This window comes from Iningainema tapete BLCC-T55 (genome assembly GCF_014698965.1).
GTDB classification, from domain to species: Bacteria; Cyanobacteriota; Cyanobacteriia; order Cyanobacteriales; family Nostocaceae; genus Iningainema; species Iningainema tapete.
On record NZ_JACXAE010000072.1, the window covers coordinates 336,026 to 354,078 of the forward strand.

Annotated in this window: 15 protein-coding genes and 1 pseudogene; 7 read left to right on the forward strand and 9 right to left on the reverse strand. The window is 40.1% G+C overall.

All coding sequences use genetic code 11. The annotated features are described in order from the left end of the window. Positions 1–346 precede the first annotated feature (346 nt). The gene (locus tag ICL16_RS45885) at positions 347–2,407 is read left to right on the forward strand and encodes an alpha/beta hydrolase (protein ID WP_238360901.1); all 2,061 of its coding nucleotides are present in this window, start codon (positions 347–349) and stop codon (positions 2,405–2,407) included. Between the two features lie 130 nt (positions 2,408–2,537). Further along, positions 2,538–5,369, forward strand: coding sequence for a peroxidase family protein (locus ICL16_RS22570; protein ID WP_190832243.1), 2,832 nt, complete (start codon positions 2,538–2,540; stop codon positions 5,367–5,369). 115 nt (positions 5,370–5,484) lie between these two features. Here the strand turns inward: ICL16_RS22570 and ICL16_RS22575 are convergent, their stop codons facing one another. The 6 genes from ICL16_RS22575 to ICL16_RS22595 form a co-directional block, all read right to left on the reverse strand. Then, positions 5,485–6,186, reverse strand: coding sequence for a hypothetical protein (locus ICL16_RS22575; protein WP_190832246.1), 702 nt, complete (start codon positions 6,184–6,186; stop codon positions 5,485–5,487). Between the two features lie 345 nt (positions 6,187–6,531). Then, positions 6,532–7,518 carry a trans-aconitate 2-methyltransferase gene (tam, locus tag ICL16_RS22580; protein WP_202895657.1) on the reverse strand — a complete coding sequence of 329 codons (987 nt, stop codon included), beginning with the start codon at positions 7,516–7,518 and terminating at the stop codon, positions 6,532–6,534. Continuing rightward, entirely contained in the window at positions 7,478–7,762 is a 285-nt protein-coding gene (locus tag ICL16_RS22585; protein WP_190832248.1) for a DUF3037 domain-containing protein, read from the reverse strand. The genes tam and ICL16_RS22585 overlap by 41 nt, the downstream gene beginning before the upstream one ends. Positions 7,763–7,980: 218 nt before the next feature. Further along, positions 7,981–8,193 carry a DUF6887 family protein gene (locus ICL16_RS22590; protein WP_190832250.1) on the reverse strand — a complete coding sequence of 71 codons (213 nt, stop codon included), beginning with the start codon at positions 8,191–8,193 and terminating at the stop codon, positions 7,981–7,983. Beyond that, positions 8,190–8,306: a DUF6888 family protein gene (locus ICL16_RS47775; protein WP_420485292.1), complete on the reverse strand. Its 117-nt coding sequence runs from the start codon at positions 8,304–8,306 to the stop codon at positions 8,190–8,192. The genes ICL16_RS22590 and ICL16_RS47775 overlap by 4 nt, the downstream gene beginning before the upstream one ends. A 237-nt stretch (positions 8,307–8,543) precedes the next feature. Then, positions 8,544–8,849, reverse strand: coding sequence for a TRADD-N-associated membrane domain-containing protein (locus tag ICL16_RS22595; protein WP_190832252.1), 306 nt, complete (start codon positions 8,847–8,849; stop codon positions 8,544–8,546). Between the two features lie 132 nt (positions 8,850–8,981). On the opposite strand from ICL16_RS22595, the pseudogene ICL16_RS47340 reads away from it, so the two are divergent. Together ICL16_RS47340 and ICL16_RS22600 are read left to right on the forward strand one after the other, a co-directional pair. Then, positions 8,982–9,584, forward strand: a pseudogene (locus tag ICL16_RS47340) (hypothetical protein); the annotation flags it as partial. A 282-nt stretch (positions 9,585–9,866) separates the two neighbouring features. Then, positions 9,867–10,259 (forward strand): response regulator, encoded by a 393-nt coding sequence (locus tag ICL16_RS22600; RefSeq protein WP_190832688.1) that lies wholly within the window; start codon positions 9,867–9,869, stop codon positions 10,257–10,259. Between the two features lie 33 nt (positions 10,260–10,292). On the opposite strand, the gene ICL16_RS22605 is transcribed toward ICL16_RS22600, so the two are convergent. From ICL16_RS22605 to ICL16_RS22615, 3 genes are all read right to left on the reverse strand, one after another. Beyond that, positions 10,293–10,955, reverse strand: coding sequence for a DUF4276 family protein (locus ICL16_RS22605; protein WP_190832254.1), 663 nt, complete (start codon positions 10,953–10,955; stop codon positions 10,293–10,295). Next, positions 10,952–12,481: an AAA family ATPase gene (locus ICL16_RS22610; RefSeq protein ID WP_190832256.1), complete on the reverse strand. Its 1,530-nt coding sequence runs from the start codon at positions 12,479–12,481 to the stop codon at positions 10,952–10,954. Before ICL16_RS22610 ends, ICL16_RS22605 begins: the two co-directional genes overlap by 4 nt. A gap of 74 nt (positions 12,482–12,555) precedes the next feature. Next, positions 12,556–12,939, reverse strand: a complete 384-nt coding sequence (locus ICL16_RS22615) for a helicase-associated domain-containing protein (protein ID WP_238360902.1) — start codon at positions 12,937–12,939, stop codon at positions 12,556–12,558. Positions 12,940–13,901: 962 nt separating this feature from the next. On the opposite strand from ICL16_RS22615, the gene ICL16_RS22620 reads away from it, so the two are divergent. The 3 genes from ICL16_RS22620 (at position 13,902) to ICL16_RS22630 (ending at position 17,679) form a co-directional block, all read left to right on the forward strand. Beyond that, positions 13,902–15,083: a glycosyltransferase family 2 protein gene (locus tag ICL16_RS22620; RefSeq protein WP_190832259.1), complete on the forward strand. Its 1,182-nt coding sequence runs from the start codon at positions 13,902–13,904 to the stop codon at positions 15,081–15,083. Positions 15,084–15,143: 60 nt separating this feature from the next. Further along, positions 15,144–16,112: a lysylphosphatidylglycerol synthase transmembrane domain-containing protein gene (locus ICL16_RS22625; protein WP_190832261.1), complete on the forward strand. Its 969-nt coding sequence runs from the start codon at positions 15,144–15,146 to the stop codon at positions 16,110–16,112. Positions 16,113–16,215: 103 nt separating this feature from the next. Continuing rightward, positions 16,216–17,679: a hypothetical protein gene (locus tag ICL16_RS22630; RefSeq protein WP_190832263.1), complete on the forward strand. Its 1,464-nt coding sequence runs from the start codon at positions 16,216–16,218 to the stop codon at positions 17,677–17,679. The last annotated feature ends 374 nt before the right edge of the window (positions 17,680–18,053 follow it).

Sequence of the window (18,053 nt, forward strand, 5' to 3'; positions counted from 1 at the left end):
AGAACGATCTTACGATCTTACGATCTTAGTGCTGGTGTTGGCTTCTACTTAAGTTAACACCAATGGTTTAGTGCCCCCCGATATTCGGGGGGTTGGGGGGATCTTGTAGAGTTCCGAACGTATTGGCGCTCTAGCTTTGCATGACTAAACAACGATATTAATGTGCATAAGTTAAGATGGAATACAACTATTAAAACTCAAACACCTTTTATTTAACTAACTGAAATTCTCTAGGTATTTTGTTACATTGCTTAACAATTGTGCCATAGTTGCGTCATGCGGCATAAGACGAAGGCTACTTTGGGAATCTTTACATTAAACGATGAACAATGAAGGAGAAAAAATTATGGTATCTCATTCGCAATTACGCGACATTAAAGAGTTTGATATTAACCCTCTAGAATCATCTGAGCCTTCATCACCTAATCTAAAAGGCTACTATGTAAATAGTACTGCTTCAATAAATATTGAAGATCAACCTGTTTTTCCTCAAGATTCAGTTAAGGCGAAAATTAGGGAAATAGCTCTGCATTTGCTAGAGGATGATGAACCACAGGTAATTATATCAATTCAGGGTTACTCTAGTAAGGTTTCTTATGTAAAAGAGCGAGCCAAGCAAGTTTATCAATATGCTAGTAGAATTTGTCAATCAGGACACAACGTATTCATAGGCTATCGCTGGCCAGCTGAAAATCCTATTAAAGACGATCCGGAACGCGATGGCGAGCAGCCTATCACCTTTCAAGATAAGTTGCTGTACGCACTTCAATCTCTACCAGCTATGCTAGTGGGAAATCTCATTGCTGGGGTGATACTTAGCATAGTAACAATTTTAATGCTGATTGCGAATACTTACACATTTACAACAGTTTTTATTTTGCCAATAATTGTTGTGTTCCCGTTTTTAGCAAGCAAAATTGTACTGAAAATAACCTGTGCTAGCAGAATATTACCTCAATTACCTGTTTGGATGTTCTTTGGTGGATTGGGAGTAGCAGCTATTGCAACTTTGTTAAATATTCTCAATCTTAACATAGTACTTGTGTTGCTTCTAGTTCTTTTTGTCGCTATCTCCGCTATCTTAGTAACACTAATCATATTGAGATTATCTACTTATTTGCGTGATGGCTATCGAGCTAGCAATTATGGCGTTTTGGATTTGGTGAGATTAATTCAATACCTCGACAAATATATATTTGAAGCCAAGTTGCTGGATTACCTCGATCAGAACGATTCTAATTTAACAGATGACCTGCTGAAGGAAATGAATCTTAAAACAAGAGCAGAATGGTCATCAAAAAGCTTAGCAGAAAAAATGGAATTATGGGACAAAATAGAAAAAAATATTCAGCAAAAGAGCAACATAGAACAAGAAAAGGAACAAGAGATTAGTAATCTCATTAACAATAAAGTTAAATTATCATTCATTGGTCACAGTATGGGTTGCTTTGTTGTGACAAATGTGATTCGTACTTTGTCTGATGTATTTGATCCAAGCGCACTCAATCAAACCACTTCAGAGATTGGACATTCTTTCTGTCTGTGTAGATTAGTTCTAGTTGCTCCTGATATTCCTGTAGAATCCATTATGCCAGGAAGAGCAAATTTCTTGAGTCACTCGCTCCGTCGCTGTCAAGAAGCTTACGTTTTTAGTAACGAGGGTGATTTGGCTTTACGGCTTGCTTCGACAGCAGCAAATTACTTTGTTTTTCCGGCTAAAACCCGCTTTAGTGGGTACAAGCTAGGTAATTTGACATCTTTACGATTTCAAAATAAATACGACGAAAGCAATAAATTAATACCAGAGCAAGAATATGGAATTGTTAACCTTAAGGAAGGTAATATTGACTCTCCTTATAAATATCTTGAAGTTCGTGCCTCAAATCTAGAACATAGAAACCTTTGTGAACTTGAATACACAAAACTTTGTGAAACTATACCAGGTTCAATTGACAAAGATGACATTCAAGTTTCCGACTTATTTACTTACTTTGACTGCACTGACTATACAGACGTTAAAGATTACGTAGCTACAGGTTTACAAAACGTACAATCTCAAGGAATTGTTAGCTATGCTCTCAAGAAATCTTCTCTAAACTTTCCTGACTATTTTCGGCTTGGTCTTGCTTATTTTGTTTATAAAGGAGCTAAAAACATAGATACTCATGGAGGTTACTTTGATGGTAAATTTAGCCAGAAAGCTATTTATGAGATTGCCTTTTTGGGCTTTAAAGGTTTTCTACTTTCCTATTTAAGTAATTCACAATTAAAATCAAGGGGTAGTCAACAATTCGATGGACTTCCACTCAATGAAAGGGAAAAACTACTTAAGGATTTCTCTGATGATTGTAAGTCAAAAGGTATTCAAGTAGTCCTTTCTCCAAAGCGTTATAAAGAAATAAAGTGAAATCAGATTAAGATCCCCGACTTCTTGAAGAAGTCGGGGATCTGAGGAGATCTGATTTTCCGAAAAGCAGTACAAGATTTGTGAAGTTTAAATGAAGAGCCATTCCTAGAAATTATTGTGGAGGAACAGTATGACTTTGACTAACAAACAATTGACCGATGAAAGCAAGGAAGAGAATTCAAAGCATGAAAAGTACGTGCCATCTCAGTCACTGCTAACCCGTTTAATTGAAGGCGTTTTTGCCATTGTGAATCGATTCGTTCGATGGGATAAACTACCGCCGTGGCTTGGCATTCTTAGCTTGTCAGAGATCCGCACAAAGTTACGCAAGCATAATTTATACGACACCCAAACCGCTGCTTCCAGAGCTTCTTCACCGCTCCCGCTCCGCTGTCCAGTACATTTTCTCACCAACCGATCGCCTGATGGCTCTTATAATGACCTCAACGATCCAACTATGGGACAGGCAGATAGGCGATTTGGTCGTAACATGCCGTTGGATAGTGTTCAGCGACCAAGCGATCGCACAATCCTAACACCAAATCCTCGTCTTGTCGCTCGCGAACTCATGACTAGAGAGCGTTTCCAACCAGCAAAAACGCTAAATGTACTTGCAGCTGCATGGATTCAGTTTATGATTCATGATTGGTTTGCTCATATCACTACAAAGGACGAACCGTACTTTGAGATTGAGATCGATCAAAATGATCATGACTGGCCACAAGAGCATCGACCGATGAAAGTTCGCCGCACAGCAGTAGATCCCACGGCTGTAGGAGATTCGGATCAACATCCAACGCCCTACATAAACAAAGAAACTCCTTGGTGGGATGGATCGCAGATTTACGGTCGAAATGAAGAGCTTCAACATAAAGTTCGCTCTCACGTTGACGGTAAACTTACCATTGATGAGCAAACAGGTCTTCTACCTAAGGTTGAGGTAAATAGTGAAGATGGTACTGATGGAGTTGAGGTAGTTCCTGTTAACGAAAACTGGTGGCTTGGTCTAAGTCTACTACATACGTTGTTTACCTTGGAACACAATGCCATCTGCGATCGCCTCAAGCAAGAGTACCCTAACTGGAGTGACGAGCAACTCTTCAACAAAGCCCGTTTAATCAATACTGCTCTAATCGCGAAGATTCATACAGTGGAGTGGACTCCTGCTATTCTGGGCAACCCTACACTTGAAATCGCTATGAATGCAAACTGGTGGGGACTTGCCGGAGAGCATTTTAAAAAGGCTTTTGGTAGAATCAGTGATAGCGAGGCTATTAGCGGTATTCCTGGATCTGATACCAATCACTTTGGTGTTCCTTATTCGCTCACTGAGGAGTTTGTTTCTGTATACAGAATGCATCCATTACTACCTGATGATTTCTTCTTCCGTTCTGTTGAAACCGATCAACTGGTGGGCGAAACGAAACTTGATGGAGTTGTGGGTGCTAAAGCCCGTGCGCTCATGGAGCAAATTGAAACGAGTGACCTGTTTTACTCTTTTGGTATTGCTAATCCAGGTGCAGTGACGTTGAAAAACTATCCAAATTTTTTACGTAAAAACCTCAGGCGTGATGGTCGTTTAATTGACTTGGCAGCCGTGGAAATTTTACGCGATCGCGAACGGGGCGTTCCGCGTTACAACGAATTCCGCAAATTACTCCGCCTTGAGCCGATTAAGACTTTCCGCGAACTAACTGCCGATCCTAAACTCGCTCAAAAAATCGAGTCAGTTTATCAAGGTAAGATTGATGATGTGGATCTGATGGTGGGAATGTTTGGAGAAACACCACCCCCAGGCTTTGGCTTCAGCGATACGGCATTCCGCATATTTGTTTTGATGGCGTCTCGACGGCTTAACAGCGATCGCTTCTTTACTACCCACTACACGCCACAAGTGTACACCCAAACCGGACTTGACTGGGTTGCTAATAACACCATGATTAGCGTCCTTCTGCGGCACTATCCCAAACTAGAACCCGCACTCAGACTAAGCAAGAACGCATTTGCACCTTGGTTGCCTGTAAGCACCTCAAATCCAACCACTTCCAGCAAAAAACCATCAGTGTTTGATCGCATTAAATCGCTCTTTAATCCCCTACGCATCAACATCCCGTTTTTGCTAGATATCATCATAGTCTCCGATCCAGAACAAATTAGGAAAATAGAGACGTCAGGAGATGTAGACCGTTTCCATGCATATGATACTGCATCCTTACCGTGGTGGGTGAAATTTTATTTCCGAGCTACGAAATTCCATGATGATGAGCGCGACTTGTGGTTTTGCCCATTTGAACCAACTTCCAATCCTAGCTATCAACCAAGACGGGCATATCTTGAGGAAAAAGTAGCAACAGGTTATACCCAAGAAGATGTCCAAAGCATTGCCGAACTATTAAGGACAAATGCCTCCGATGAAGTTTTGGCACATGAAATGGTTCAAGTAGTTAATCATAGATTCTTTGGTAAAGAAATTCCTTTGGCTATTACCAAAGCTGCAAAATGCCCATTACAAAGTTTAGGGGAAGCGCTCTTGCCGTGGAAATATATACGTGGCGTTCAAGCGCGACGGGAAATCATGAATTATTGTGAACAAAACCTTTCTAAGGATGTTCATATTCTAGATGTGGGACATAATATAGGCGAAGTTGTTCAGGCGTCAGTAGGTGCGTTAAGAAGGTTAAAAGATAATCTCGACAAGCCAGTGGAAGAAATTTTTACAACACATGCTCCTACTCCCCAAGTACCTCGAATCGCTGTAAAGTCATCGAATTTGGATGGTTTATTGTTTGTTCCTACTACCCCAGGAAAGACAGTTGTAATATTCAAGGTTGGCGAAGCCGCTGCTGAAACTCATGACATATCTTTTACTTTCGGCACCGGCAGTCCAGAGCGAGCCTGTGTTTTCCAAGACTTTTTTCTTGCATTTATGAATGATTTGCAGAAAGAGTTAAAGCAGGTATAATTTGTCCAAATTCTATAGCAATCCTCGCTTCTATTTGTGAACCGACGCATCCCAAGAAACCCGATTTCTTGAGATGCGCTATTTTTACAAACAAAATACGATTGCCATATCTCAATTAGCTTTGTGCAGGGGCGATCTTTTGAGTAGGTGGGGCTGTGATCACAACCGATGCAGGTAAGGTAACAGGAGCTTGTAGCGTGAGAACATACATGCTTCCTGAGGTAATCTCTACTTGTCTAGTGGTTTTAGGAGAACTTAATCCAGTTAAGATGCCAATTCCAGTACCCACAGTGTTGCCAAAATTAGTGAGGTTAGTAATTATATCGTTACTTGCTCTATTTGCAGAACCAAAGACACCAAAGACAGAACCAACAAGGTTACGGTAGAAATATTGATTTTCTTGAGCTAGTTGAGCGCCGCTTGCTATTGTAACAGTTTTGCCAGGAATTAATGGACTTGATGCGGTTATGGGAATAACTCGCCCACCGATAACTACGGACTGAGCAACAATTTTCGCGCCACCATCAAAGGGTTGCAGTTCAATGCTAACTGGAGAAGAAGGAGGTGCAACTACATTGCCGTTGCTATCTAAAATTGGATGAGCAAGCAAGGCGGCAGTAGGTAAACTTTTTTTCTGACCAGCGTTAAAGGTTACTGGTGTGGGAAAAGAGATGGTAATCGCCGAAGATTTAGGAATGGTGACTTCCTGATTTTGTTGTGGAGTTGACTCTTGTGCTACCGAGGGGATGGTAGGAAAAGCAGAGAAGGTTGGAATGGATAGAACAAAAATAGCCTTCGATAAAAAACGCTTGTTCATAGTGATTTTCCTCTAGATATTTTGAATGAGCAGAACAGATAACCAGCCCACAATGGACTGTAGGCTGGAAGAACAGAATAAACTCAATTGTTACTCGTACCCCAAATAATATCTTGGTACGTAGTTGAGGACAGTTCGCAGGAGGGTTTCCCTCCGAAAGAATCTGTCCGTGCGCTTTAGCGCTAAAGCGCAACTACGTGCCAAATACTACGGATTAATAAAAATCTGCACTTACCAATATATCAAACGCGATATGAATGATACTTGCTCCGTCTCGCGGATCTCCGTGAAATCCCTTTAACTACTGCATTGCCTTAGAGTTAGGGGCATTACCGTTGCTGTGGGTTAGCGGTAGGCGATGATGAAGAGCCGACGAAAAGGAAACAATACGCGATCATCCTTTTGTCGAGGGTATGCACCGCGAACACCAGCAAGTAGCATTTCTTGAAATTGATGCTTTTGCTCGGACGATTCCAAGGCTTCGAGAAACAGACGCAGACTAGTACCGCTGATCCATTGCAAAATTGACTCGTGACTGTCCATGACGTGGTGATATTCCGTTTCCCAAATATCGATTCGTGAGGCTTTAGGTTGCAGCACGTCATAGTAGAAAGACGGCTTTTCATTGACCAACGTGTTTTTTGCCTTGTGCATCAAGTTTTGCCACGCTGGATCGTCCGCAATTTCATACATGAGTTGATGAACAGGTGAGTGAAAATGCGTGGGCATCTGCACTGCTAAAACTCCATTAGGAGTCACCTGTTCCAAAAGATGCGCAAATAACGTAGCGTGATTTGGCACCCAGTGTAAGGTAGCATTAGAAAAAACAATGTCAAAGGTCGCGTCAGCCGTCCATGTGGCGACATCTGCCAAAACCCATTTTGCTTCTGGATAAGCTTTCGATGCAGCAGCAATCATTTCTGGTGAGCTATCAAGTCCGGTAATGTCGGCTTTTGACCATCGTTGGCGAAGCATCTCGGTGCTGTTGCCCGGTCCGCATCCCAAATCGATAATTCGTTGAGGATTGGAAATGGCTATGCGTGCAATTAAATCTAACGACGGCCGCGTGCGTTCGTTGGCAAATTGTAAGTAAAGGTTAGGGTTCCAAGTTGGCATAAAATCGAGTTTACTGTTGCAGTAGCGGGCGCGATCGGCTTTGCCGCTGCGCTTTGCGCGATCGCGAGTCTTAGGCTTCGATTCAACCAGAGGCTCGCGTAAATAAGTGTTTACAGTATCTTCTAGTAAACTATCCAAAGTATCAAGTGAACCACGAGGCTCTGTGAACTGGATACTATTCATCCATCCATGTGCGATCGCTCGAGCGCCGTTCATGGTTGGGAATTTTACTATGCTCGTCTCCAGGAAAGAGAATATCATCAAGAGCAGCTTTCTGTACGCGATCGGCAAAATCTTTCAAAAAGTCAATATCTTCCATCCCAAAAAGGCGAACTCTTTCCCAGTTTGTTAGGAAGCGGCTTTTGACAGCATCTTCATTAAAAACAACTACACCGATATTAATCCGCTCATCTGCTATCGGATCTGGAACATATTGAATGATGCTGTACCTACTTACCATAGCCAATCACCGTCAACGCCGTTAATGTGTTGGCAAATTCCATTGACCCCCATAGCACCCCTAGAACGCTTCAGATTTCTGGCTCTTTCAAGTGCCATTCTTGCTCTGCTAATTTTTTGTTCTCTAAGAAATTTCAAGTCGGCTCTGGACATAAAAATCTTATCAATTAAGATTAACAACAAAATAACACTTATAGCAATATTTTACCGTCAAAGTCTTTAGGCTTGATTGCGTCTTTGCTCTAAGTATTGTTGATGCAATTCTGGAAAGTTTTCTAAGTCCTCTATCGTCTGAGGTGCTGGAAATACCTTGCTATTTGCCGATTGAAATCTATCGATGTAGATTTGCAGTGCCTCTTCATCTTCCCTGTATTCAAGAATATATTGACGCAATTGGGCACGGGTCATTGACATAAAGTTGGGTTTACTCATAAATATCTCCATTTCCCGTTTGGGTAAATTACGATTTCTGTTTCTTCGCCACCTAAAATCACAACATTTTTTGTACGCCAGTCTATAGTTACCAAATACATGGGTAAATACATTTTAGTATTTCTGTTGTACAAGCACGTCTATTTACTTAGCCCACCAGTTCCAAGGTGCGATCGCGGCGTCCATGCTTACGCCTGTGTCCGACTTCCAGATTGGGAAATGTGCGAAACCACACATTATTCCGTTGAGAAAATTTCAGTTAGTCCGCTAACCGACAACTGGTCGAAACAAAGCAGGAGAGTAATAATATCTCCTGCTTTGGGTTAGTTTAAATAGTGAGTAAATCCTGCTTAAGCTTCATCATTTAGCTCTGCTAAAATCTTGTCTAGTCTGTTGTTTGCGTCCTTTGCCATCTGAATAAAACGCACACTGGCTGTTAGTCCACTTGCTGCGGTAACGACACCTTCTGATCTTTGGTTTGAAAGCAAAAGTCCGGCACCTGTGAGAGTAATGACGGCAGATACTGCTGTTGCAATTAGAGAAAGATTAAAGCTGTGACCTGCTTGGCGCAAGCGTTCTTGAGCAATGCTCAATTTTACTGCTAAGTAAGGGTCATGATTAAAGTTGGAGGGAGAAGGTAAGGCAGTGTTTGTCATAGGATTTAGGGTCTAGGTTAACTGTGTCGGAAGTCGTTACAATTATCATCAGACACCGAATTTCTCGAATTTTGGTTTGATTAAGAAGTCAAACTTATGTAAAACTTATGTAAAAGTTGCAGTGAACTTATAATGGAGAGGTCATACCGAGTATCAAAAGAAGGACTTGAAAAAGCTAAGAAAGCCTTTAAACTTACTGGCTGGACGCAGGATTATCTGGCAGGGCGTGTTGACTGTACTCGCCAGACCGTAATTAAATTTTTCGCCAGACGCTGTGTTGAAAAAAACATTTTTCAACACATTTGTACTGAAATAAACCTAGAGTGGGGAGAAGTTGCGGAACTGGAGCCAGAGGAAGCTCAATACAGCAGACCTTTTAGTATCGGCAATTTGGCGCAGACGGCACAAGAAAAAACTTGTGAAATTAGCCAGGAGTCGTGTAGCAATACACAGGTGTTGACTACTCCAGCAGATGTGACTACAGGACAAAAGGCAACTGATGAAAAACGTTATGCATATGCCATCGCAGGCAGTGTTGATGAAGTTGATATTTTAAAATTAAAAGCAATTGCTGCCCTTTTGAAGGAGTTAGCTAAGGATACTTCTATAAAAATTGTTGACATTGAGCAAGGTAGCATCAAACTGATCTTAGAAGGTTCTCAAAAAGGTCTTGAGCGTCTTGAGGCTTTATTCAAAGCAGGAAAATTAACAGAGGTATCGGGCATCCCTGTCGGGGATGTTGAGTTTGTAGCTACCAGAACTTCAGATAATGATAGAGATACAATAACTGATAAAAAACTATTAGCGTTTACCATTGCTAGCAATGTTTCTAAAGCTGATATAGCAAAATTAAAAATTGCACTTACGGAAACTTCAAACGATGAGAATAAGACAGAATCTGATAACAAATCTAGTCTAGTTCAGGAAAACTCTACTGATGAGGGAGCTATAAGTCGAAGCCGGAGCAGTGGCAACTTGAGTGAGGCAGAGCTTGGCAGCAGAAGCTCCCTCCCGACAATTAACACTCTTAGAGTTCTAGTAGTTGATGAGCACGAACTAACTCGTTTAACCCTAAAATTAGCTTTTTCTTGTCAGGAAAATATCCAAGTAGTTGGTTTAGCTAGTAATGGTCAAGAAGCCATAGAAATGGTTAAACGCTACCAACCAGACGTAATTGTTCTAGATTTACAGATGCCAGTTATGGATGGTTGGAGTGCGTCAGAACATATTAAACTTATTGCTCCAAATACTCAGATCATTGCTTACGGCTTAGTGGAAGACACTAATGTTCAGGAACTTAGGAAAATGGGTAGTATGGATGCTTTTTGTGGAAAAGATGTACCAACAGATGAACTAATTGCTTTGACCAGACAGTTAGGACAGCGTGCGCTTACTAATAATATTTTTTAGGTAGCTCTAGTTTTTAATGTAGTGTATTTGAGGCTAATTATCCTCTGCCTTGAAACACCAACCATGCAATTGGATAACTTTTATAATCTCAGCTTCCAATGCTTGAAAAGCTGGTAAAGCTATCAGTGGTGAAAAGTCATCAATGAGTTCTGCTACTCGATGAACACGTTCATTAACTGAGAATTGCTTTAACCTTCTACCTGTTAACCCACTGGCTTCCCGCAGAAGTCTATGAAGAATTTCCTTCGGATCGGGTAGTTGTTCAAGTTTCGTGATATCTGGTAGTTGTAACGGCAGGCGTCCATGAGGATTTCCTGCCGCTTTCCGCAGTGCTGCTTCGTCAAATAGTAGCCATGCTTCCAGCATACGCACTGTAATAACACAAACAGCAGGTGGTACTGCCACTGATTTTTTAACTGCTTCTTCTACCGCTTTTTGGATTTCAACCACACGTTTTTCCCGTGGTTCATCTTCTGCATCACGATGGACAAACAACAAATCGCAAGGATAGAGTTCTAGGCTGCTAATGATGCGTGGTAATAAAGTTTTCGGTGGTTTGGGTAAGCGTCGCAGATCCGCCCAATTAGATTGAATAGCGCATTCAACTTGATGCTTCCGTAATAACCAGGTAAGAATAGGCATGAGTGCTTTATCTGAACTGCCGTCAGACAGCAACGTATAACAAAGTTCTTTCATGCCAATTCATGAGGGAATCCGGGAATGAGTGGTTGAAGGTCAATTCTATCTGCAACTCGGCGTTTCTTGGGTTGTGTTGCTTTTGATTGTTGGGAATTTCCTGTCCCATTGCTATCAGGTTCTGATTCACTAAGTATTACCGGATTCAAGTAGGCAAGTAATTTGTTTTTCTGAACAACATTGACGGATTCAGGGGCTTTCTGTCGCCAAGTCTCCGGTAAACAACCAAAAGAAACTCGCTGAAATCTCTGCCCTGAACTTACCTTTTCCTTTAATTCGGCAACCAATAAACTGTCATCTGGTACTTGCATAACTACAGAAGGTGAATGGGTGTTGACGATTACTTGCCGGAGTGGGTTATCTATGCCGATGGGTTCATCAACATCAGTGGCAATGTCTTGAAGCAATTGGAGTATTTTTGGAATACGTTCTGGATGAATGCCGTTTTCTGGTTCTTCCAAACATAAAAGCCCTTGTGCTTGAGGATCTAATTCCAAAACAGCTAATGCCAAAAAGCGTAGGGTTCCATCTGATAATGCCCTTGCTGGATGGGATGTGCCGTCTTTACCAGTAACTATTAATGTGAGCAGTTCACGCCGTTCATCCCGATCAATGCCTACTTCACCTACATCATCAATTAGTTCTGCCAAACGATTGGCAATTTGGCTGTAAACCTGTGCTTCCGCCTCCGAGTCTGACATTTCATTTGTGGGATGATTTTTGTTAAACCGTGCCAAGTAATAAAGTGTAGCGGCTAAGTGGGAACCATCCATGTCTAATTTTGTCGGAGATGTAAATTCGTCTGGTTGCCTTAGTGCTGAAGGTTCTAATTGAAGTAGCCGCCAAGATTGCATTTCTCTGCGTGCCAGTAGCGCTGTTGGACTTTCGGTAGCATTAGTCACAGAAAGTACGGTTCGGGGAAGATTCATGGCAAGTCGAGATAGAGTGTTTCCTTTTCTCCCGTCTTGATGTAGCTTAATTACTGTTTTTCCTTTGTCGTCCTCGGTGGAAATAAATGGTGAAGTTCGTCGCCCTTTGACTGCTGATTTACGCCAATCAACACTGTGTGGAAACAATAAGTTTTTCTTGGCATCACCAAGGTTGATGTGAACTAACTCCTCTTTAATTATTTCCAGAGAACCTAAAGACCGCAAGCCATCATCCGATCTGTAAGCGAGGGTGATGGAGTAGCGAAGAAAGGTAATACTAGCTTCTGCCTTTTGACCGAGGTCGTCCACCCCTTCTTCTGGTATAATCATTTCGGCATCAAAGAACATTTGATTCGTATAAATATCTCCAACACGATGGAACAGACTTCGCACATCGGCTGTCCTACCCTCTTCATCTCGAACAGCTAATGCAGCTTCTATCAAGGGACGATCTGCGATCGCACTCAAAAACCTGATGGCATCAAATAAGTTAGACTTGCCAACACCATTACCACCAGCTACACAGGTAAACGATCCGAAGCGGACATCAACATCGACTAAATTCTTAAAACCAGATACTTTCAACCTTGTCAGCATAATTTTCCTCTGTTGGCAGAGAATATTGTAAATGTGCCAAGCAGACGTGGCTGTTTGAAACTTAACACTTATTACTAACTTCCAGCAGGAATACTGTAACCCAACTTTTTCACAGCGTTGCGAAACTTGGTTTCTGATTCAATTGGGACAACCAAATGTTTTTCCCCAGCCAAAAAACACAGTTTCTTTGTTCTGGTATCATTAGCAATTAACATAGCTATTGCTGCATCAGCACACTCAATCAACCGTGCTTGTCCGCGATCGCACAAACTCTGTCCTCTTTCCTCCACATCAGCCAAAAATTGATTCACTGTTTCTGGCAATTCATTACCACTGCTTGCTGCCAGAAACTCTCGCAACTGGGCAACATTGTGATTTTCTTCAATTGCACTCAACAACTTAGCTTGATCCAACCGCCACACTACATCAGAAGTTTTCTCAGCATAAGTATCCAGCATTAAAGTATAAGCAGGAGTTAGCGCACCGGCTAAGGAGTATCAAAAAACTGCTAATGGTGCTAATAGTTATGAGTCTTTGCGTGCCAATTAGGGGGCAGCATGGTTCCTGGTATGTTGGTAGAAGATTTTACATATACCTTATAATACAAGCCTGGTTTCTTGAAGAAACCGGGTTTTTATGTTATTTAGTATACAAATAATTTCTCAAAGCTTCTCTTCAAACTTATTTGCTTAAACAGTATAGCTGCTCAAACTTGAGTAATATATTTTACGTTAACCACTTATAAAAATGTAAAGAGCAAAAGAATTTTTAAATTGAGCAAAAGATTGTTCATTAACACCAAAGTCTGAAGACTGTAATGTATAAATGAATACTAATTTTGTTTTTAACAAAATTAGTCCATCACACTATCTATTCACCAGGTAATACCATTTCACAATAATTATGAGACAAAACAGACGGTATAGAGACGCGCCATGATGCGTCTCTACAGGATTGCTCTGTATTGTGATCAACGTGAAATTGTATAAGTCAAATTAACTGTGAAACGTGTTGCTTGAGAAACAAAATTTCTTCAAGAAACCCGGTTTCTGATGCTCAATCTATCTGTGCATACTTACTTAGTACTCCGTCAAATTTATTTTAAGGGGTTTGTAGTCAGTGCTTTAGCGCTCTCTGCGCTGACTACAAACTATGCGCCATTGAAGTGTAAGCTTAGCAAGTCCCTTGCTTTTAAAGTCGTAAAAAATAATACCAAAAATTATTTAAAAGACTTTATATAAAACTTACAATTGAGCAGAAAAATCTACACAATCTTTACATTTGTGTATCCAGAATACCGTTAAAGTTCTGGTGCATAGGTTAATTTGATACCTAATTTTCGTCTTCAAATTCAGCACAATTCCTTATTGCTTTGAGCAGCACCGTCTTCGCCTGTCACGAATGTACGTAAGGTTGAACCATGCAAGAAAATATTCATAGAACTAAGTCATCTAATGTCCAAGAATCATCTCTAGAGCTTTCCATTCTTATGCCTTGCTTAAATGAGGCAGAAACTTTAGAAACCTGCATTAGGAAAGCACAGTGGTATTTAAATCAGCATAATATTGATGGTGAAGTTATCATCGCCGACAATGGTAGTAAAGATGGTTCTCAAGATATTGCCGAACAGTTAGGCGCTCGTGTAGTTCACGTTCAAAGTCGAGGATATGGTAGCGCCCTTAAAGGTGGTATTGCTGCTGCTCGTGGTGAATACATCATTATGGGTGACGCTGATGATAGTTATGACTTCACTGGGTTAACTCCATTTATCCAAAAAATGCGAGCAGGTTACGATTTGGTGATGGGAAACCGTTTTCAAGGTGGGATCAAACCAGGAGCAATGCCACCTTTGCACAAATATCTCGGCAATCCTGTTCTTACCTGGATTGGGCGGTTATTTTTTGGCAGCCCTTGCACTGATTTTCATTGCGGATTACGTGGTTTCAGAAAAGCGGCGATCGAAAAACTTGATCTACGCACAACGGGAATGGAATTCGCTAGTGAAATGGTGGTAAAAGCCACTTTACACAAAATGCGAATTACTGAAGTCCCCACCACCTTATCCCCTGATGGGCGCAGTCGTCCACCTCACTTGCGTAGTTGGCGAGATGGTTGGCGGCACTTACGATTCCTACTTCTATATAGTCCTCGGTGGCTTTTCCTGTATCCTGGTATTTTGTTAATGGTTGTGGGTTTAATCACTATTTTGTGGCTTTTACCTGGACCAAGAGGTATTTTTGATATACACACATTACTATATGCAGCCACAGCAATTATTATCGGTTTCCAAGCCGTCTCTTTTGCTGTATTTACCAAAATATTTGCAATTAGTGAAGGACTACTTCCTCAAGACAGGCGGTTAAACAAGTTATTTCGCTATATAGATTTAGAGAGAGGATTAATCTTTGGCGTTACACTTTTGTTCCTTGGCATAGCTGGTTCTATCTACGCTTTTATTCTTTGGCAGACAAAATCATTTGGTTCATTGAATGCTTCTCAAATGATGCGTATAGTCATTCCATCAGTCACCAGCCTTGCTCTTGGTTGTCAGATTGTTCTATCTAGTTTCTTTTTAAGTGTATTAGGATTAAAACGCCTGTAGGATATTAATATAGGTGTTCTCGGATATGCTATCTATATTCTCCCGAAAAAGGCTAATGTAATGGCTATTGGTAATTGGCGTAATTATGCTCGTGGAGTAATTGGTCTTTTAATTGGAACTATTTTTTTATGGCTAGCTCTACGCCAAACAAGTTTAGAACAAGTCCAAGCAATTCTTTCCAAATCTAATCCTGGATGGCTGATTTTTGCACTTGGTTTATATGCTGCCGATCTTTCGTTTAGAGTATCGCGTTGGCGTTTGTTACTCCACAATGTCAAAACTCTCTCCTTCAAATCTGTAGGTATAGCCCTGATCATAGGGTATGCAGCAAATAATATTTTCCCTGCTCGCTTGGGTGAATTATTTCGTGCAGATTTTGCTGGGCGACGCTATCGTCTCTCTCGCTCTGCAGTCATGGGTTCAATTGTAGTGGAAAGAGTATTAGATGGACTGATTGTGGTACTATGCCTAGTGATTGGCAAATTATTTGTCTCTGAACAAGCAGTTTTGAATAGTCTCACAGCAGTCAGTGCCATAGTTTTTACCGGTATTTTTTGTGCAATTTGGCTTTTAAGCAGAAAATCCGGACAAGTTTGGGAGAGACGTTTGCCCCCTACAATCGCCAGAAAAATACAAGATTTTAGCCAAGGCGTGAGTGCCGTGCAAGGTGATATGGGTAGGGTGGTAAATCTTTGTGTGATTATTTGGTTTTTGGAAGGAATGATGATTTGGTCAGTGTTAAAGGCTGTTGGCATATCTTTAGGATGGCAGCAAATGCTGTTGTTGTTAGGTGTAGTCAGCTTAAGTTCTCTAATTCCTTCTGCTCCCGGTTTTGTGGGAACTTATCAGTTTGCTTTTGCATGGACTGTCAGCTTATTTAGTTATGAACCAGCACGAGGAGTTGCCGCAGCAACAGCCGTGCAAATTTTTTTGTTGGGGAGTGTGACGTTAATTGGTTTAGGACTTTATTTGTATCTTTATTTTGCCAAATCTAGCAATCAGGATAAGGATTTTTATCAAAATAGCTAGAGTAAATGTACAAATGGAAGTACATAAATGTTTAAGAAACTGATAGCAATTTCTAATTTGCGATTAATTATTGACCTTAATATATAGCAATCCTAATTGAGTTATGAACCGCCAAGACGCCAAGAACGCCTTCTCGCAGCGTCTCCGACAGGAGAAGAAAATAAAGATTTGTGTTTACAAATTATTTAGGATTGCTATATGTTTATTTATGTTATTATTTCCTGCTATAATTAATGGCTATCCACTTACTTTTGATGACACTGCTACTTATATTGGCAGTGGTTTTGATTCCTATGTGCCACAAGATAGACCAATATTTTATGGTTTCTTCATTCGACAAACTAGCTTAGGAATATCATTGTGGCTAACTGTCGTTGCTCAATCACTTTTGCTGTTGTTTTGCTTGAGGATTTTAAATAAGTACTTTTTTAGAAAGAACAGCAGTATTTGGCTGATCTTTGCCCTAAGCTTTCTTAGTGGTGTATCTTGGGTTACTTCATGTGTAATGCCTGACATATTTATACCAATTGGGATATTATCTGTGTTAGAGATACTATTTTTTAAATCACTTTTAAATAAGTATGAAAAAGTTATTCTGTTTTGTATTTTTTGTCTGTCAATTATGGTACACCTAAGTAGTATTCCAATTTTATTATTATTCTTAATAACCATACTAGCGATCGCACAAATAGCAAATATAAATATTTTGCGGATTAAAAGAGATATACTTTACCTACTAACAACTATAATTCTATTATCTTTTATCATCATACCCGGAATTAATAAGACCCAAAACGCAGGGTTTAGTTTATCAAAGGGAGGACCTGTATTTTTTGCGGCAAGGCTTTCAGAAGCTAGAGTCTTAAAACCTTTAATGGAGTTTGAATGCCCTAAGTTAAGGACAAAAGCTTGTGATTATATTAACGATTATTCAAGTAATCTTAATAAGTTTCTTTGGGATAGTAGCAGCCCATTTAATAAGTTTTGGAATAGTGATTTTGAAAAGGCAGCAAAAGATTTTAGTCCAATTAATAAAAAATTTTTTTCTCACCCTAAACTTGTTTTTCAGTTCGCTATGAGCTCGCTCAACAATACATTTAAACAACTGATAACTTTTGACATATATGATTTTCTCAAACCTCCTGATAAGTATGTAAAAAACCAAATATCAATTCATCTACCAAATGATAAATCGCTGCTGAAGGATACATTTGACAACTTTAAGACTAAGTTACCAATATGGACAGGTGATGATCAGCCAGTAAATGTTCCAATCTTCGTATACTACCTAAATAATTTTTATGCTTTTGTTTTCTATATATCATTTCTTTTCATAGTAATATTTACTACTATTGATCTAATCAAAAAAACACCATTACTTTATGCACATTACTTAATTCTTTTGCTCATACTGTCTGTGATAATTAATGCATTGGTAGTTGGTACTTTATCTTCTTATTTCCATAGATATCAAGCTAGAGTAATTTGGCTAGTGCCATTATGCTTAATTATTTATTTACATCAGAACAAAGTACTCTCTCAGCTTACTGGTAGAAAAGGTGAATGACGCTGTTAGGTAAATTAAACTGTATAAGTTCAGATGGAGTACACCTATAACAACTCAAACTCATGATTAACGTGAGTATTTTTCTAAAGATTGTAAGTTAAAAAGTATTCAAGTGAAAAAAGATCCCCGACTTTTTTAAAAGTTGGGGATCTTTTTTCCGAAAAGCAGTACTTGCTAAGCTGGTGCGCATCTAAATTGAACATTTTTTCGTGAAGACAGTCATTAGTCATTTGTAACAAAGGACACTGGACACTGGATTTGAAAATCCTCGTATTCGCTACATTTTCATCCGAATTTCGATCTTGGGATAGTAGAGTTTATATCAATCTTACAGTAGATTGGAAAATACGAATTTATAGGCGAAATTAAAAACA

Coding starts and splice junctions, on each gene's coding strand:
- ICL16_RS45885 (WP_238360901.1), top strand. CDS start 347: ATGGTATCTCATTCGCAATTACGCGACATTAAAGAGTTTGATATTAAC.
- ICL16_RS22570 (WP_190832243.1), top strand. CDS start 2,538: ATGACTTTGACTAACAAACAATTGACCGATGAAAGCAAGGAAGAGAAT.
- ICL16_RS22575 (WP_190832246.1), bottom strand. CDS start 6,186: ATGAACAAGCGTTTTTTATCGAAGGCTATTTTTGTTCTATCCATTCCA.
- tam (WP_202895657.1), bottom strand. CDS start 7,518: ATGAACGGCGCTCGAGCGATCGCACATGGATGGATGAATAGTATCCAG.
- ICL16_RS22585 (WP_190832248.1), bottom strand. CDS start 7,762: ATGGTAAGTAGGTACAGCATCATTCAATATGTTCCAGATCCGATAGCA.
- ICL16_RS22590 (WP_190832250.1), bottom strand. CDS start 8,193: ATGAGTAAACCCAACTTTATGTCAATGACCCGTGCCCAATTGCGTCAA.
- ICL16_RS47775 (WP_420485292.1), bottom strand. CDS start 8,306: ATGTATTTACCCATGTATTTGGTAACTATAGACTGGCGTACAAAAAAT.
- ICL16_RS22595 (WP_190832252.1), bottom strand. CDS start 8,849: ATGACAAACACTGCCTTACCTTCTCCCTCCAACTTTAATCATGACCCT.
- ICL16_RS22605 (WP_190832254.1), bottom strand. CDS start 10,955: ATGAAAGAACTTTGTTATACGTTGCTGTCTGACGGCAGTTCAGATAAA.
- ICL16_RS22610 (WP_190832256.1), bottom strand. CDS start 12,481: ATGCTGACAAGGTTGAAAGTATCTGGTTTTAAGAATTTAGTCGATGTT.
- ICL16_RS22615 (WP_238360902.1), bottom strand. CDS start 12,939: ATGCTGGATACTTATGCTGAGAAAACTTCTGATGTAGTGTGGCGGTTG.
- ICL16_RS22620 (WP_190832259.1), top strand. CDS start 13,902: ATGCAAGAAAATATTCATAGAACTAAGTCATCTAATGTCCAAGAATCA.
- ICL16_RS22625 (WP_190832261.1), top strand. CDS start 15,144: ATGGCTATTGGTAATTGGCGTAATTATGCTCGTGGAGTAATTGGTCTT.
- ICL16_RS22630 (WP_190832263.1), top strand. CDS start 16,216: ATGAACCGCCAAGACGCCAAGAACGCCTTCTCGCAGCGTCTCCGACAG.